General features: G+C 38.9%; 14 protein-coding genes. 7 read left to right on the forward strand and 7 right to left on the reverse strand.

Going from position 1 to position 17,700, the window contains the following annotated elements; genetic code table 11:
- Positions 1–30: 30 nt before the first annotated feature.
- The gene (locus tag E0H80_RS04955; protein WP_067866847.1) at positions 31–474 is read left to right on the forward strand and encodes a universal stress protein; all 444 of its coding nucleotides are present in this window, start codon (positions 31–33) and stop codon (positions 472–474) included.
- Between the two features lie 372 nt (positions 475–846).
- On the opposite strand, the gene E0H80_RS04960 is transcribed toward E0H80_RS04955, so the two are convergent.
- Together E0H80_RS04960 and pepN are read right to left on the reverse strand one after the other, a co-directional pair.
- Entirely contained in the window at positions 847–1,059 is a 213-nt protein-coding gene (locus tag E0H80_RS04960) for a hypothetical protein (RefSeq protein ID WP_131363717.1), read from the reverse strand.
- A 299-nt stretch (positions 1,060–1,358) separates the two neighbouring features.
- Positions 1,359–3,965 (reverse strand): aminopeptidase N, encoded by a 2,607-nt coding sequence (pepN, locus tag E0H80_RS04965; protein WP_131363719.1) that lies wholly within the window; start codon positions 3,963–3,965, stop codon positions 1,359–1,361.
- Positions 3,966–4,387: 422 nt separating this feature from the next.
- On the opposite strand from pepN, the gene E0H80_RS04970 reads away from it, so the two are divergent.
- The 4 genes from E0H80_RS04970 to E0H80_RS04985 all read left to right on the forward strand — a co-directional run bounded on the left by E0H80_RS04970 (position 4,388) and on the right by E0H80_RS04985 (position 7,907).
- The gene (locus E0H80_RS04970) at positions 4,388–4,651 is read left to right on the forward strand and encodes a hypothetical protein (RefSeq protein ID WP_067866841.1); all 264 of its coding nucleotides are present in this window, start codon (positions 4,388–4,390) and stop codon (positions 4,649–4,651) included.
- Between the two features lie 231 nt (positions 4,652–4,882).
- Positions 4,883–6,046 carry a hypothetical protein gene (locus tag E0H80_RS04975; RefSeq protein WP_131363721.1) on the forward strand — a complete coding sequence of 388 codons (1,164 nt, stop codon included), beginning with the start codon at positions 4,883–4,885 and terminating at the stop codon, positions 6,044–6,046.
- A gap of 70 nt (positions 6,047–6,116) precedes the next feature.
- Positions 6,117–6,938 carry a hydroxyethylthiazole kinase gene (gene thiM, locus E0H80_RS04980; RefSeq protein WP_131363723.1) on the forward strand — a complete coding sequence of 274 codons (822 nt, stop codon included), beginning with the start codon at positions 6,117–6,119 and terminating at the stop codon, positions 6,936–6,938.
- 87 nt (positions 6,939–7,025) lie between these two features.
- A complete protein-coding gene (locus E0H80_RS04985) occupies positions 7,026–7,907 on the forward strand; it encodes a LysR substrate-binding domain-containing protein (RefSeq protein ID WP_131363725.1) in 882 nt (293 codons plus the stop codon).
- A gap of 34 nt (positions 7,908–7,941) precedes the next feature.
- On the opposite strand, the gene E0H80_RS04990 is transcribed toward E0H80_RS04985, so the two are convergent.
- Positions 7,942–9,693: an FAD-dependent monooxygenase gene (locus E0H80_RS04990; RefSeq protein ID WP_131363727.1), complete on the reverse strand. Its 1,752-nt coding sequence runs from the start codon at positions 9,691–9,693 to the stop codon at positions 7,942–7,944.
- A gap of 813 nt (positions 9,694–10,506) precedes the next feature.
- Positions 10,507–12,033 (reverse strand): TerC family protein, encoded by a 1,527-nt coding sequence (locus E0H80_RS04995; RefSeq protein ID WP_131363729.1) that lies wholly within the window; start codon positions 12,031–12,033, stop codon positions 10,507–10,509.
- 869 nt (positions 12,034–12,902) lie between these two features.
- Here E0H80_RS04995 and E0H80_RS05005 point away from each other — a divergent pair.
- Both E0H80_RS05005 and E0H80_RS05010 read left to right on the forward strand, forming a co-directional pair.
- Positions 12,903–13,367 carry a MarR family winged helix-turn-helix transcriptional regulator gene (locus E0H80_RS05005; protein ID WP_067866827.1) on the forward strand — a complete coding sequence of 155 codons (465 nt, stop codon included), beginning with the start codon at positions 12,903–12,905 and terminating at the stop codon, positions 13,365–13,367.
- Between the two features lie 148 nt (positions 13,368–13,515).
- Positions 13,516–13,980 (forward strand): MarR family winged helix-turn-helix transcriptional regulator, encoded by a 465-nt coding sequence (locus E0H80_RS05010; protein ID WP_067866825.1) that lies wholly within the window; start codon positions 13,516–13,518, stop codon positions 13,978–13,980.
- 7 nt (positions 13,981–13,987) lie between these two features.
- Here the strand turns inward: E0H80_RS05010 and E0H80_RS05015 are convergent, their stop codons facing one another.
- From E0H80_RS05015 to E0H80_RS05025, 3 genes are all read right to left on the reverse strand, one after another.
- Entirely contained in the window at positions 13,988–14,647 is a 660-nt protein-coding gene (locus tag E0H80_RS05015; protein WP_131363731.1) for an SOS response-associated peptidase family protein, read from the reverse strand.
- A 247-nt stretch (positions 14,648–14,894) separates the two neighbouring features.
- A complete protein-coding gene (locus tag E0H80_RS05020; protein ID WP_131363733.1) occupies positions 14,895–15,365 on the reverse strand; it encodes a hypothetical protein in 471 nt (156 codons plus the stop codon).
- 79 nt (positions 15,366–15,444) lie between these two features.
- Positions 15,445–17,610, reverse strand: coding sequence for a malate synthase G (locus E0H80_RS05025; RefSeq protein WP_131363735.1), 2,166 nt, complete (start codon positions 17,608–17,610; stop codon positions 15,445–15,447).
- Positions 17,611–17,700 lie beyond the last annotated feature (90 nt).

A 17,700-nucleotide genomic window follows, 5' to 3' on the forward strand; every position in this document is an offset into this window, starting at 1 on the left:
CAAATCAGCTATATTCATAAGGATAATTTCATGACTTATAAACATATTTTAGTTCCGGTAGATGAATCTCCTATTTCTTATGCAGCGGTTGAACAAGCATTATCTTTAGCCCAAGCCCTTCATTGCCAAGTCACGATTACCAGTGTGATTGCTGTAGATCCCTTTATCGGAGTGGACTTTTATAAAGTTGCACCTGCAATTACAGATTACTTTATGCAGGCTGAAAAGAATGCACAGTTACGTTTAACTGAAATCAAGCAATCCTTCATTCGAGATAACATTGATGTAGATACCAAAATCATTCGCGGTGTCTCACCTGCTGAAGGAATTATTCATGTGGCCGATGAAGTCGGTGCGGATTTAATTATTATGGGTTCACATGGCCGCACAGGATTCAAAAAACTAGTGCTGGGAAGTGTGGCGCAAGCTGTATTGACCCAATCGCCTATTCCTGTACTGATTATAAAAGTTTAACCATAAGAAAGTCCCTAGATTTAGGGACTTTTATTTGACCGATAACACAACGATTTATCCTTTAGATCCATAGCTCTAAGCGTTTTCATCCACAGCCTCTGGAGCAGTTTTTTATCTGAATTATGATTACCAGCGTTCTTTTGATATACGGATAAAGTCATTAAATGCTTAAGCAGAGGGTAAAGTGAATATCGTTTTAATCATAATCATCCCTTATATGTCTTCTAGTACGTGTCTAACTATAAAAAATCATCAATTGACTCATATTGATCAGTAAACCGTTTATTCAGATGTGTCTCACCAAGACTTATCCTAACTAAAAACTCTTATTAAATAAGTTTAAGCTGTAACATTAATAACGATATACAAGATTTATTTGGAAATGTGTTGGTGCAAAGTTTGTAGATAAATTTCGGCTTCAATTTTACTGTTAAAAGTTTTTTGATAGGTTCCCATCGCCTGAACATTATTCGGTGTATATTCAATTACCACAATAAAATGTCCATCGCTGCTACTTTTTGAAACTCGAATTGCAATAATATGTAGAGAGTTTAAATAAAAACCATCTTCAATTTTAACTAACAAAACTAACCTCCAGTCTAAGTAATAAAATGACAGGCTTAATCCAATGGCAATCTGCCTAAATAACAAAAGCTCATCTTGAGTTGAGCTTTAATAGCCTCATTTTACGACATTAATGTGATTTAATCGACACTTTAAAAATAATCATTCCATACAAAATAAGTCTGATCCTTTTATCTTTTTAATGTAGTTAGTCTAAACACCGGATCATTTATTCTTCAGCAATATTACATTCAAAATAAAAAAGCCTTTCCTGAGTTTTAATCCAGAAAAGACTTTTTAGTCATTTAAGCAATGCGAAGTTAGATACTCAACATACTATTTAAAGTTTCCACCACATTTTTAGATTTCACTTGCGGTTTTAAAGCTTCCAGTGCAGTTTTTACTTCTGTACGTTGTGGCTCTGCCAAGGTGTACCAGCGCGAAAGCACTTGCAGTAATCGTGAACCGACAATCGGGTTTTTCTCATCCAGATATTTAGCCAGATCAATATAGTGCTGAACACCAAAACTCCAGGTATTTACCGGATTGGCATTTAACCCCCCACTCACTGAACGAATCCGGTTTGGCGTACCCAAATCATAATCCGGATGTGAAGTTAGGTATTTGATGGTTTCCGCAGTTGCTTTCGGATGTGCTGCTTGAAGCATAAACCATTGATCTAAAGACAAGGCTTCATCTTCAAAGCGGTTATAAAAGTCTGCCAACACTTCTTCAGCCTGTGGTGCATCATTCCAAACCAAGACTTTAAGCGCACCCAAGCGTTCAGACATGTTCCCAGTGTGATATTGCTCATAAGCCAGATCGAAGGCAGAGGCATCACCCTGACGCGCAATCATACTGAGCATGATATTTCTGAGTGCACGAACGCCCATCGCTTGAGAGAATTCACTTTGACTATCGGGATCTAACTCCAGGTAAGTCTCTTTGCAGAATGCACCGAGTTCACGAGCCAGTGTGTCCAGTAAGGCATTACGCTGTTTCTGAATTTTGGCAGGCTGATAATCTGTATCGATGCGGCTGCCCAAATAACCTTCGGTTGGGACGTCAAACAAGCGTGAAGCCAACAGTGGATCTTTTTGAATAACTTCAGGCAAAGTGTTTTTCATGGCTTGAATATAAATATCAGATTCATGGCCTTCCAGTAAAATACGTTCCAGTAAGGTTTGAGTGGCCTGCCATTGATTGAAACCATTGGTTTCATATTGCATCAAGAAAGCCAGCTCTTGATCTGAATAGTTGAATTCAAGATTGACCGGAGCCGAGAAATTACGTAGCAATGAAACCACAGGTTTTGCAGTTACCCCGCTAAATTCAATGCTTGCCTCACTCTGATCAAATAAATACATGCCATCTTTCACGCCATTTTCAAATAGTGCTCCAGATTGCAGCGTATATTGTTCACCTGTTTCTGCATCAAAAAGTGCTAAAGCAACAGGAATCGGCACAGCTTTCAGGTTGGGATATTTGGCATTTGCTTTTAAACTTTGTTTAAAGCTTAAACGATAGGTTTGTTTTTCCGCATCGTACTCACCTTTGGCTTCCAGTTTAGGCGTACCCGGCTGATTGTACCAAATCAGGAATGCAGATAAATCGACACCCGACCCAGCAGTCAATGATGAAACCCAATCTTCAACAGTTACTGCCTGACCATCATGACGGCGGAAGTATTCATCTGTACCTTGACGAAATTTTTCTTTACCCAGCAAGGTTGCCATCATGCGGTTAATTTCTGCACCTTTTTCATACACAGTCGCAGTATAGAAGTTATTAATTTCTACAAAATGATCTGGACGTGGCGGATGCGATAACGGACCTGAATCTTCAGGGAACTGGTGTGCTTTCAATACGGCAACATCATCAATACGTTGTACCGCAGCGGACTGTAAATCTTCCGAGAAAGACTGATCACGGAATACAGTCAAACCTTCTTTTAAGCACAGTTGGAACCAGTCACGGCAAGTAATCCGGTTACCCGTCCAGTTATGGAAGTATTCATGCGCAATCACAGATTGTACCCGCATGATGGCTGCATCAGTGGTGAACTCTTCATCTGCAAGTACACATGAGGTATTGAAAATATTTAAGCCTTTATTTTCCATGGCACCCATATTGAATGCACTGGTTGCCACAATCATGTAGTTGTCCAAATCATACGGACGACCATAATGTTCTTCATCCCATTGCATGGAATGTTTTAGCGCTTCCATGGCAATGTGACATTTTGGAATATCTTTTTCTACCGCATAAATCTCGAGTGCGACATTACGGCCCTCAGAAGTTACATATGAATCTTTCAGAACTGCCAAATCACCAATCACGCAAGCAAACAAATAACTAGGTTTTTTGGTTGGATCTTGCCAGATCGTATAGTGACGACCTTCACCTGCTTCACCCGCTTCCATCAAATTGCCGTTGGCTAAAAGTACCGGGAATTTTTTATCTGCTTCTACACGTGTGGTAAAGACAGACAAGACATCTGGACGGTCAGGATAGAAGGTGATTTTACGGAAACCTTCGGGTTCATTTTGGGTGACAAATAAATCATCGCCAGCTTGGTACAAACCTTCAAGTTGCGTGTTGCTTTCAGGATGAATGATGACTTCTGTTTCAAGAATGACTTCATTGGGTGCATCAGCAATCACCAACTGCTCAGCATCTAGCGTGTAGTCTGCTTCGGTTAATTGCTTGCCGTTCAAAGTAATGGATTTTAATTCCAGATCACGACCCAGCAGTACCAAATCCCCTGCGGTCTGGCGCTTCATCACCAAGGTTGCGTTGACCTCGGTACGATCCGTATAAACCTGAATATCCAGATTGATTGAATCAACCAAAAAAGAAGGTTTTTGATAGTCTTTTAAATAAACAGTTTGGTCTGCTTCAACCACTGGGTTTGCCGCGATATTCATATAATGTCCTAATCCTGTCGGTCTTAAGCCAAGACTTTGTTGTTGTGAAATGCTTCGATCATACGACAACTTTCACAATCTGTCTGTGCGATTGATTTGAGTTATATATGGGCATGTTGCTCTCACTTTTCAATTCATGCTCTGAACATGAATACAATTAAAAGTTCAGTTGATTACTTAACATACGTGTGGTTAAAAAATGATGAGCCATAACTCCACCCCCTTTTCAGCAATATAAATAGAAAATAGCGGGATTAGACTGTCTATTTCCATTATTTAAAACTTGCATCAGCGACTTTAAAATGACTTAACTCAAAATGACAGATATTTTCAAGATGACTACATTTTGAGCACGTTTTTTGCTTGAATATATTTGTGCAAAGCGCACTATAAAATTAAGTCAAAATTAAAAGAGGTGTCCCATGTATCTAAAAGACCATATAGTCCGGGTGGAAAACATCAAAACCATGCAAACACTCGATGCTGCAGGAATTGATCACAAAGTCATTGCGATGTTTATGAGCTGTGAAGGTATTCCAATGCAATCGCCCGATATTTGCGCAATTTTGAACAATTACGATTCATTAGGCAGCAAAAAAATTTCCTCTAAAAAGGTTCAGGCTTTAATTAATGCAAAACAATTAGGTCAGGAAGACGAATCATTACCTTGCCCTGCTTCTTATTAATTAAAGAATTTAAATCCTTCATATATTTTCTGTTCTGATGAAGATGGAAAATTGGCTTTTCCATCTTTATCAATATGAACCATGAATGCTTAGGCTATTTCAAAGCGCAAAGTTCAGCTGTATTTACCGGTATGGATTTATTGCTGATTCAGCGCTATTCCATCACGTTACAATAAAAGAGATGTGTATAATCATTTAAATGATTAACCAGACTTGTGATTGACTCTTTCTATGCTCCTTCAGATTCTGCAAAAACAGTTAGATGAAAGTACATCATGCCCTTTGTGTCAGGCATCCATGTTCTGGATTGAAGCAGAACAGTACGATCAGGCGCTTAATTTTCATGAATGTAGTCACTGTCAGCATCGTGTCTTTCAAGATGGACGCACCAACTGTCATTGTGACAAATGTTTAATTAATCGAAAAAAAATGCTCACCGAAACGCGTCTTCAAGAGCAGCGCAAAATCAAATCAAAAAATAAAGATAATGTTGAATATCGACTCGATCAAATCAGTTTTCTGAATAAATTATTTTTACTGAGTATTTTGGACAATCAGGTTCAGGAACATACCACGCATCATGAATATATTGACTGGGAAAGTATTAAATTCCATTCCATTACCCCGAATTATTTATTTCAAAATTATCTGGTCAAGCAACTGGTGAAAGAACAAATCCTGATTGCCAAGGATTTTGCCTCCGAGGCACATCATTACTATGTCAATGTGCGTTTGGATGGTTATTCTGAACCGAGTCTGTTTAGCATTACCCAGCAACTCCGAAACTGGTTTTATGAAAATTTAACCATGGGTGTGCCTTTTAAGAATGCAGATGAAGTGAAAAATGTGCTTTATTTAGTGCTGTATCAGGAAATTATTCAGTTTGCCCAGTTTTATTGTCGCACCTGGGGTATACAAATTGCGGGAAACAACAGTTTTCAGACCTTTTGTTATCGCTTGATGGATTCCTTGGCTGTGGGCCAAATCTATTATCTGGTACAAACTGCTTTGGAATATTTGCATCAACAAAAAGCTTTGCAAACCCGTAATGAAAACTTTATTAACACCAACTTGTTAAAGAAAACTTTACAGCAATATCGTGAACGGGCCGTGACAGAAAAGTGGGAAACATCGACCCTGCCACGTCCTCACAATATTCCTTTTAGCAAGATGAGCGAAATCCTGTTTTTCCGCTTTCTGGGCTATGATGAAAGTATTTTTTTCCAGCCGATTTGGCGGATCTGGAAAAAGGTTGAACCGCGCTTAAGCTTTTATTCACAAAAACGCTGCATGTATTGTGGTTCTAATGAGCTGACTGTCGATTATGATGCTGAAAATTATGTGACCTTATGCTGTCGAATCTGTAAGCATCAAGACCATTATTTTACCCAGTAAAATTTCACTCCATAGACAGTGAACCCTATGTCTAGTCTATCTAATCCTATATAACTTAAGGAATTATCTTATGGATCAAACTTCAACATTGATCGAACAAATTGTTGAAGCATGGACACAGCTGCAAATGGAGCAGCCTTTGGTGCAATGTATTACCAATAGCGTTGCAGCCAATTATGCAGCCAATGTTTTGCTGGCTGCGGGTGCTTCTCCTGCCATGATTGATAATCCATTCGAAGCCGAAAGTTTTACCACTATTTCTGCCGCCCTTAGCATTAATCTGGGTACACCAACCCCTGAGCAAATGCAGGCCATGCAAATTTCTGCACAAACGGCGCAGCGTAACAATACCCCGTGGGTGCTCGATCCAGTCGGTTATGGTCCTATTTTAAAATGGCGCTCGGATATGGTGGATGAATTACTGCAATATCATCCCAGCGTGATTCGTGGTAATGCTTCAGAAATCAGTACTCTTGCAGGCAATCAAGTACTATCCAAAGGTGTGGATAGTACTCTGGACAGTGCCGATGTGTACACCCATGCCAAAGTCCTGCTAGCACATGCTGAATGCATTGCTATTTCAGGTGAATCTGATTTTATTTTAAGCAAAGAACTGGGTAGGGTAATTCAAGTCTATGGCGGCTCTTATTTACAACCCAAAGTCACTGCGACAGGCTGTGCGCTCGGTGCTTTAATCGCGGCTTACTGTGCAGTGACCACACCGACGATTGCCACCATTGCTGCACATACCCATTTTGCCATTGCAGGAAAATTGGCCTTTGAAAAAGCACAAAAGATGGGCCAGTTTAATGTTGTATTCATGGATTATATTCACAGTTTAAATCCAGATTTAATTCAGCAATACGCCGATATCAAAATCCTTAAAATCTAAAACATCTTTTTATTCGTGTGAATGATTCTGCATGGATTTTAATTTTTGAGCTATAGGGTAAAATCGTTTTCAGCAGGAAAATACTCAATGGAACTTAGACATTTACGTTACTTTGTGATGCTGGCTGAAGAACTCAATTTTACCCGTGCCGCAGAAAAACTCTGTACCGTGCAACCTTCCCTCAGTCAGCAAATTAAAGACTTAGAGGAAGAAGTGGGTGTACAACTGATTGACCGCAGTGCTCGAAAAATAGCGTTGACTTTAGAGGGGCAAGGTTTTTTAAAATATGCGCTGGAATCGATTAAATACGCGGAACTTGCCATCGCTCATGCACGTCAAATTGCCAATCATCAAGGTCAGCAACAGCTGTTTATTGGCGTATTGCACGTTGCGGAAATGACCATTATTCCCCAAGTCATTCAACGGGTTCGCGCTCAATTCCCGCAAGTCGACCTTAAAATTAGAAGTTTATCCTGTAGCGAACAGGTTCAGGCGTTGAAAAACTCCGAACTGGATTTGATTTTTAGTCGCATCTGTATTGATGATCCGGTTTATAGCAGCAGCATGCTGTTTGAAGAAAAATTATTATTTGTTGCCCATCAAAACTATATTGCCAATCGTAAGATTCAAGACTTAAGACAAATTCAAAACGATGACTTTATTGTCTGCGACCCGCTGTTTTCTCCAGTTTTCTATCAGCGAATTGATGAGTTCACTGCAAAAGAACACTTAAAACTGCAATATAAATATCAAGTCACCAATGCCCTGCAACATATCAATCTCATCAATATGGGGCTTGGATGGAGCTTTATTCCTGAATATGCACGGCAATTGCTCAATCCCAATGTACAGTCAATTGAACTGAAACAGAACTTGCCCACCTTACCGCTCTATGCCAGTTATCGAACAGATTCTGAAAATCCGGTTTTGCAATTTACCGCAAAAATCATTCAGCAATCTGTTCAATAATAGCAAGTTTCAACATAACTTTTTAAAATCTGAATTAAGTGATTTGATACTGCATTTGCTCTAGCACTCGCGTTAATTTCTGCAGGGCGACTTCATCATCATATAAAGCTTGCTGATGACGCCATGCCACATAACCATCGGGGCGAACCAGCAACATGCCGGCTTCAGCAATTTCACAGGTTTTTTGCCAAATGCCGTAAACATCTTTCACGTCTTGCCCAATGGTCACGACATTCAAATAAGGTAAATTTAATTGATCCGCAGCCTTTTCCCAGGCAGTTCCGGACAAACCGGTCACCAAAGTTAATTTTCCATTTCCCACAATATCCAGTGTTGAAACCTTCTGACCATTCTTGGCATCAATTAACCAGCAATGTGGAATTTTCGCTCCTAGGCGAGAGGTGGCCTGTAAATATAGTTGCGGATCAGCTTGCCATTGTTCCTCACATTCATCATCTAAAACCACAGCAACCGATTGATAACGCTGATTCAACTCCACACCTTGTGCATTAAACTCAAAGTTTTTAATCTCTAAGGCATGATTTAACTGAGTACGTAATTCAGCTGCATCGGCTGTCGGTGCATTCAATCGGTCTAACAATTGTTGTGTGGTGGTAATCCCCTGATCAAAACCAAAAACATCTTTAAGATACTTATAATCCATCCTAGACTGGTTGGCACGTGCCACAATTTGCTGTCCCACTGGCACACGCTCATCACTATAAGAGCTCAATAAATCTGCTTTCGCCCAATCCTTAATGACGAAAGCCAGTTTCCATGCCAAGTTAAACGCATCTTGTATGCAGGTATTTGAACCTAAACCACTCGATGGTGGATGACGATGCACGGCATCGCCGCCACAGAAAACCCGTCCGACTGAATAATGCTGGGCAAAAGCTTGATTCACATACCATGCCGATACATTTTGAACTTCAATATCCACTTCATCCGTCCCAATAAAGGTATGAATACGCTGAATGATCTGTTCCTGCGTGTATTGTGGTTCGCCTTGAGCAATATCGAAGCCCCAACCTGCAACCCAGTCATTCCATGGAGAAATGGCACGCAGCAAGCCCATACCAATTTCGCCAAAACCTGCGGCAGGATTGACAATCCAATGCAAAATACTCGGACGATGTTGCACATACTGAGTTAAATCCGCTTTGAAACGTACATAGGTCGTACCCGCACGTGCCATATGACCCTCAATCGGAAGGCCAATTTTTTCAACAATTTTAGAGCGCGCCCCGTCCATTCCCACCAGGTACTTGGCACGAACTGAATATTTACGATTTTCCATTCGGTCTAAGAACCAGACCCGAACCCCATCATCATCTTGTTCATGATCTAAATATTCGGTGTTGTAAAATAGATTTGCACCACGCGCAACTGCATGTTTCACCAGCAGCGCTTCCATTTCAGGTTGTACCAAATCGAATAAAGGCGAAGGGCTGCCCTTTACATAGTCGCCATGGCGCAAATCACCCGTTCCCCACGCCTGAATACGGGCAATTTCCTCGCCAATCAGACTGGTGGTGATCATGCTTTCTCCCATGTGTTGCCATGGAGTCGCCCTACTTTTGGCTTCTTCTTCTAAATCAAATTCACGCAATACTTCAACTGCGCGCTGATTGGTAATATGCGCACGGGGAGAGTTCGCCAAACCATTAAACTGGGTATAAAAACGGACTGAAATCCCATAAGTCGCTAAGGCTAAAGCAGTGGTTGCTCCGGCTGGGCCAGTCCCAATCACCACAACATCCGTATCAAAAGGCTGATTTGACATCACATTTCCTTATTCAATTCACTAAAATATGCAGATCCGAACAATTGGATTTACTTTTATTGAACTATAAGGAAAATATCGAGATTATTTTAAAACTATCACAACTAACTATGGCGATATCAGTCTGAGCTATAGAAACTCAAATTGAACTTTTATCTTGAATCTTTGTTATAAAAATCAATCTGCTTCTTTACACACTTTTTCTTGCGAAAATTCAGAAACCAGAATATAGAACATTCTTACATTGAGCTCATGATAATAAAATTTAATACATATACCGTTCTAACCATAGATTAAGTATTGCTTAAGCACTGAATATCCGCAGGTGTTGTTTGCGGCATTCCACTTGAATGGACAAAGATACGTTTACTGCGCTTTTGCAGCTCATTTTTACGCTGTTGAATCATATCTAAAACGTATAAATATTCCTGAGGTAATTTCCTTTACGGGGGGATTTGCTATCAGGATACAAAATGCGTATAAATTTTAGGCTGCATGATTGTAGCTACAAATCATAAAGGAATCGTCGGATATAGGATTCAATGATTGATTGAAACCCCAATGGCAGTATTCAGGATTCTATTTGTTTTAGCATAAGCAGGTAAAATACCCGCTCGGAAACTTAATACAAAAATTGGTTTATTGTGCAGCAAGGTTGGCATCACCGAAAAATTCAACTTATTTTCAATCTATAAAAAGATAGATTAAAATGATAAAAAACCCAACAGCACCTGTCTATTGGGTTTTTAAAAGGGTTAAAAAGGAAACTGTTCAAGATACTGATTATCTCTTTCGAGTATCTTCAATTACCTTCTAGCGACGCACAATTGAAACAGATTTAATTCGATTATCATCCAGTTCCGTCACTTCAAAGTGCACACCCTGATACTCAAGCTGAGTACCCACGTTCACTTCTCCATGAGTTTTATCTAGAATCAGACCTGCAAGACTGATATAGCCTGCATCCTCTTCAACTAAATCCATCATGCCCAGCTCTAATTCAAGCTGATACACATCCAGCATGCCGGATGCCTTCCAAGTATGATCATCAATTTTCACTAAATCGAGCTGTTCATCCGCATCAGGGAATTCTCCGGCAATGGCTTCAAACACATCGAGTGGAGAAATCAAACCTTGTACATTACCAAATTCATCACTGACTAAAACCAATGAGCCTTTAGAAGTACGTAAGGTATTAATCGCATCGATCACTTTCATTTTCTCAAAAATATAGATCGGACGATGGCGTTTGATTAAAGCTTTAAGTTGTTCATCATCTTCAAGTACATCTAGAAGCTCTTTGGCACGAACCACACTCAAGACCTTATCCAAGCTGCCGCGACAAACTGGAAATAAGCTATGCGGTACAGCGAGCACCTGTTCACGAATTTGTTCAGGCGCATCATCAAGGTCTACCCAAGAAATTTGATTTCGCGGGGTCATGATTGAAGCGACTGACCTCTCTGCCAGGGTTAATACCCCACCAATCATATAACGTTCTTCATCGGCAAAAGCTTCTTGAGCTTCAAAGTGCTGAGCGCTGTCAGTGACAGTTTCCATTTTTCCGCCCATCAATCTCAAGATGGAATCCGCAGTACGGTGGCGCAATGGAATCTTTGATTCATGCTTTGTAGTATTACGCTGAGTAAACTGATTGAAAGCTTCAATCACAATCGCAACGCCAATACCTGAGTAGATATAGCCTTTTGGAATATGGAAACCAAAACCTTCGGCAATTAAACTAATACCAATTAATAGTAAGAAGCTTAGACAAAGAATAATTACGGTCGGATGACGATTTACAAATTCAGTTAATGGTTTGGAAGCAAGTAACATTACGGCCATAGCCACAATCATCGCTACCATCATTACATAGATGTTGTCGACCATACCAATGGCGGTAATGACTGAATCTAAAGAAAATACAGCATCTAACACTACAATTTGCGCTACAACTGCTGTAAAACTTGCATAAACAACATTCGTTGTAATTTTAACTTCAGGTTTCCCTTCCATTCTTTCATGCAATTCGCTTACTGCTTTATACAGTAGAAACAAACCACCAAATAAAAGAATGAGATCTCGACCTGAGAAAGTCCAATCAAAGACTGTAATGAGCGGTTTAGTCAAAGTGACTAACCAAGAGATGGCAAACAATAAACCCAAACGCATGAATAAAGCGAGGGAAAGACCCATTACACGTGCTTTATCACGTTGTTCTGGAGGAAGTTTTTCTGCCAAAATGGCAATAAAGACTAGGTTATCAATACCTAAAACGATTTCTAATACAATCAGGGTAAGTAAACCCACCCAAATTCCAGGATCTAATAAAAACTCCATTAGTTTATATCTCCGATTCCCTGAATTTGGTTAAAAATAAACGTAGATCTGCACGGCGACGGATCCATAAATATGCCCTGTTCAACAATAGATAAATTAATTATGCACAATCTACAAAATTTGTAATTAATTTTTTATATTTTTAATCATAAAAATACCAATCTGTATAAAACACCCATCCATTTTGTGACTTATTTCATCTATTCGTCTGATTTTTTGATTTCTCTATCAAATAGGAGAACTCATTTGCATGATTAAAAAAATTAAATATCACAATATAAGTTATTGTTTTTATGAAATTTAACATAATATTTAATTGATAAAATTTCGTTTTATTAGACTTATGATGCAACTATCAGAAATTTTTTGTTAAAAAGATCAGTTTTCAAAACTATTTTTTTCACTAGAATGAAATACAGCCAAGATTATTCAATCTCAATAATCGATAGCCAAACTTAGATGCATAAGTCCTAATCCAATCAAAATACTTACAGGATTATTTACTATGACAAATGAAAAAGCATTAACCTTCAATAAAACGTCGAAAACCATTGCTAATACTAACTATGAACATGGTGATCTTCACTTAAATTATAATTTGATCAATATCAAGTTAAGGTCGTATGCATGCTTAGGCTTCATCAAGATCAAGACAGTTACAGCCTATCCCTTCTAGATGAGCATGCTTAATCTTGATTCGTATAAGGAAATTTATAAATATAAGTTCCCATTGCATTAGGAAAAACTTAATATATATTAATTAGCAATAAAAATAATTCAATATGTATTGCGAATCTAAATGGCTTTAGAATAAAATGTTCTTCAATGAAAAATTACAATTACAACAATGAATTAGGGGAGCTTTTATCATGACAAAAAAATTCAGTAAATTTTTACCTTCTATGGAAAATTTTAGTTTAGATAATTTTCCCTATTATTGGGTTACCCAAGTACATGCTCAATACGTCCAAAACGTCGATCATGTCTTAAAAAAATATGGTTTAGATAATTCTCGTCGACGAATTTTGCTGTCTTTAAAATCCAAACCGCATGCAAGTGTGTCCGATCTTTCTGACATGATTATTTCTAAAATGTCGACCACAACCAAAATTGTATATCGCCTAAAAGATGAAGGATTAGTTGATACTTACTCATGTGAAGATGATGCCCGAATTACCCGTGTAGTGTTAACGGAAAAAGGACAACAAATGACCCAGAAAATTAACGATCTCACTAATGTGGTTTTAGAACAATCTTTTGAAGGCTTAACCCCATTACAAATTGAAAAGATGATGGAAAGCCTTAGACATATTTTCAAAAATCTAGCGCATTAAGTGAAGTTTCATCTAAGAAATTTAATGAGGAGGTATTTTTTTTGCTTTAACGATAAAACGTATTATAAATAATTTTGATTCAAAATTTCTCAAAAAATAGTTACAATAATAAAATACAATTACAACAATAGATCAGGAAAAAACATTAATGACAAAAAAATATAGTAAATTTCTACCTTGTGTGGAAGATTTTAGTTTAGATAATTTTCCATATTATTGGGTTAGTCAAGTCCATGCTCAACATGTACAGAATGTCGACCATGCCTTGAAAAAATATGGTTTAGACAATTCTCGTCGCCGTATTTTGCTTGCATTGAAATCGAAATCGCATGCAAGTGTGTCCGATCTTTCTGAAATGATTATTTCTAAAATGTCGACCACAACCAAAATTGTATATCGCCTGAAAGATGAAGGATTAGTAGACACTTATTCATGTGAAGATGATGCCCGAATTACCCGAGTTTTATTAACTGAAAAAGGGCAACAAATGACCCAAAAGATTAATGACCTCTCCAATGTAGTTTTGGAACAATCTTTTGATGGTTTGACCCCATTACAAATTGAAAAAATGATCGAAAGCCTCAAGCATATTTTCAAAAATTTAGCACGTTAAGCTCGGCTTAATCGAAAAAATTTAATTGAGGACTTATTTTCTCAATTTTTGCTTTAGGTACATGTGAACATTCAAATTCATCTTCAGGAAACCCTTCTACAAATGATCGGATATCTGGAGATTTCCAACTTAACCATTCATCTAAACGCTCGTGAGGAATAACAATCACTGAGCGTTTAATGTTTCCCGGCTGATGAAATTCTTTCATCATGGGATGATCAATTGCGTCCATTGTAATCATAGTGGCTGAACGAACTACTTCACCCCCAATCTTACAAATTTCATAAAGTGCGGCAATAAAAACAGCTTGACCATCCTTCCGACGCACACCCCAACGCTGTGGCTTATGATCAAAATACTTAGATTCGTAAAACTCGACCACAGGAATCACACCAAACTTATATTTCATTAAAGCATTATTAAAGGTTGGTTTCTGAGATAAAGTCTCATTGCGTGCATTATAGGTTTTAGATGCAATGGTTTTATCTTCTGCCCATTTCGGCACCAGACCAAATATCACTTTACGCCACTCAAAACCTTGTGGTGATTTAAACAATAAAGGCAAGTCATAACCCGGATAGACTTCTTGCGGATATTCAAAAGGAATATCCGGTAACTTTAAATCCTGCAATTGTTTGAGTGTCAAGGGTTTGAAGTTTGCGCACATAGCATAGGTATTAAATTAAACTGATTCGATTATATCCTTAACGGTATAAGTATGACTGTATTAGGTCGTTGGGAATCGTCAGCCAATCTGTAAAGTTAAATGCTTCCAGACTCCATTGGCCCCTAAAACCTCCTAATCCAGATTTTTTTCCCAAGAAATGAAGTATTCCTTTGATCTGTCTGTGTAATCAAACAGAATAACTGGGAAAGATATCCCGAAGCGAGGTTTGATTGTTCCCTGATCAAAATCAACTGTTCACTTTTTTGATGGCAACAAAGATACGCCAGTAAATTAAAAATGAAGTGGCTATGTCAACCACGACGCTTTCGATTGCATCAATATGTGCAAGTTCAGCGTCATTAAATCGATCTTTAAAAACGTTAAAGATCAATTCATAACAGATCATTCCCACAATGGCAAAAATTGTAATTTTGATGGTAATCGGTAAATACAGCGCAATAAAACGGTTTAAGAATGCATGACCTTTTTCACCACCATTGGCTTTGAAAGCAGCATTAATCCAGCTGATCAATAAGCCTAAATTGATGACAAATCCAGCCAAACTAATTTTAAGCTCATCCACCCCAGTCTGACTTAAAACAAAAAAACTCAATAAAATCAAAATACCGCTGATTAGATAATAATTTTTAAATTCGGCTTGGGTAATGCTGTTTTGTTTCAAATCTTTAATCAGTTGATCGGTGCGCCAAAAATACATGATTTATACTCCGTTATTATGTGCCGATCATATACAAAAAAAGCCTCACAAGGAGGCTTTTTTATTCAGTTAACAGGGATTAATCGCCTGTATAACCTTTTAACTTTAAACGTGCTGCATGCAATAGAGGTTCAGTATAACCTGATGGCTGTTGACCACCTTTAAAGATCAAATCAGATGCAGCTTGGAATGCAATGTTGTTTTCAAAGTCATTCGACATTGGCGTGTAAAGTGGATCATTGGCATTCTGCTCATCCACAATTTTCGCCATACGCTGCATCACTTCTTCAACTTGGGCACGCGTAACGATACCGTGACGCAACCAGTTCGCAACGTGTTGTGAAGAGATACGTAAAGTTGCACGGTCTTCCATCAAACCAACGTTGTTGATATCGAGAACTTTAGAACAACCTACGCCCAAATCAACCCAACGAACTACATAGCCCAAGATACCCTGACAGTTATTTTCAAGCTCTTTGGTCTTTTCGTCTTCAGACCAGTTAGTGTCTTTAGCCAATGGAGGTGTCAATAAATCATCAAGTGGCAATGCTTCAGTCGCAAGCAACTCTTGCTGACGCTTTGCAACATTAATTTGATGGTAATGAATCGCATGAATCACCGCACCTGCTGGTGATGGCACCCATGCACAGCTTGCACCCGCTTCTGGATGTTCAGTTTTAGTTTTATACATGTCGAGCAGCATGTCTGGTTTTGGCCACATGCCCTTACCAATTTGTGCTTTACCACGTAAGCCAGCCTGAAGACCAATCATCACGTTACGGTTTTCATACGCAGGGAACCAGATTTGGCCTTTTACTTCGCCTTTACGAACGAAAGGACCCGCTTCCATGAAGGTATGGATTTCGTCACCGGTACGGTCCATGAAACCTGTGTTAATGAAGATGGTACGGTCTTTCGCTTGAGCGATACAGTTTTTCAAGTTTACCGAAGTACGACGCTCTTCATCCATGATACCGATTTTAAGCGTTTTAGCAGGTAAACCTAATGCTTGTTCAGCACGCTCAAACAGTTCAACTGCAAAAGCAACTTCTTCAGGACCATGCATTTTTGGTTTAACGATATACATAGAACCTTTACGCGAGTTCTTGATTTCGTTTTCACCTTTAATGTCTGCAAAAGACAACAATGGTGTAACCAACGCATCCATAATGCCTTCATAAATTTCCGCACCATCTACAAGAATGGCTGGATTGGTCATTAGATGACCCACATTACGAAGAAGCATGAGTGAACGACCATGAATAGAGGTCACGCCACCAATCAGGTTTTTATGCGGACGGTCTTTGTTCAATGCACGAGTAACAGTTTTGCCATTTTTCTCGATTGATTCTTCGAGCGTACCACGCATCAAGCCCAACCAGTTACGGTAGCCTTCTACTTTTTCTTCTGCATCTACTGCAGCAATCGAATCTTCTAAATCTTGAATCGTAGTTACAGCTGCTTCAAGCACTAAGTCTTTAACGCCAGCGGCATCTGTTTGACCAATCGGACTGGTTGCATCAATTTCAACAATGACATGCAATCCATTATTTTTAAATACGATTTCAGTCGGTGCCGCAGCTTCGCCGTTATAACCAACGAATTGAGCCGGATGCGCTAAAGTGGTGGTAGAACCATCTTTTAAAGTCACAACCAGGCCATTGTGTTCTACTGTATATTGCGTTACATCTGCATGTGAACCATTTGCCAACGGGAAATTTTCATTTAAGAAGTTTTTCGCGAATGCAATTACTTTTTCGCCACGTACTGGGTTATAGCCCTTACCTTTTTCCGCGCCATCTTCTTCAGGGATCACGTCAAAACCGTAAAGTGCATCGTATAAAGAACCCCAACGCGCATTTGCCGCGTTCAAGCAATAACGTGCATTACGTACAGGTACTACAAGTTGTGGACCAGCCAAAAGCGCGATTTCTTCGTCGACATTTTCTGTGCTGATTTTGAAATCTTCTACTTCTGGTAATAAGTAGCCAATTTCTGTAAGGAAAGCTTTGTAAGCTTCTAATTCAAATTTGTTGTTGCGGTGCCATTCATCAATTTTAGCCTGAAGATCTTCACGCTTAGCCAAAAGCGCCTTATTCTTGGGACTAAGATCAACAACGACTTGCTCGAAGTTTTTCCAGTATGTTTCGCTGTCTAAACCAGAACCTGGTAATGCTTCATTTTCGATGAAATCGTAGAGTTCTTTAGCAATCGCTAACTTGCCTTTTTGAATACGTGCAGTCATTGTCTTTCCTGATATTGCTACTTTTTATAACAAGAGATTCTAGTATACCGATTTAAATCTAGCTGAATAGTACTATCACATTGCTAAATA

The organism is Acinetobacter sp. ANC 4779 (genome assembly GCF_004331055.1).
Taxonomy (GTDB): domain Bacteria; phylum Pseudomonadota; class Gammaproteobacteria; order Pseudomonadales; family Moraxellaceae; genus Acinetobacter.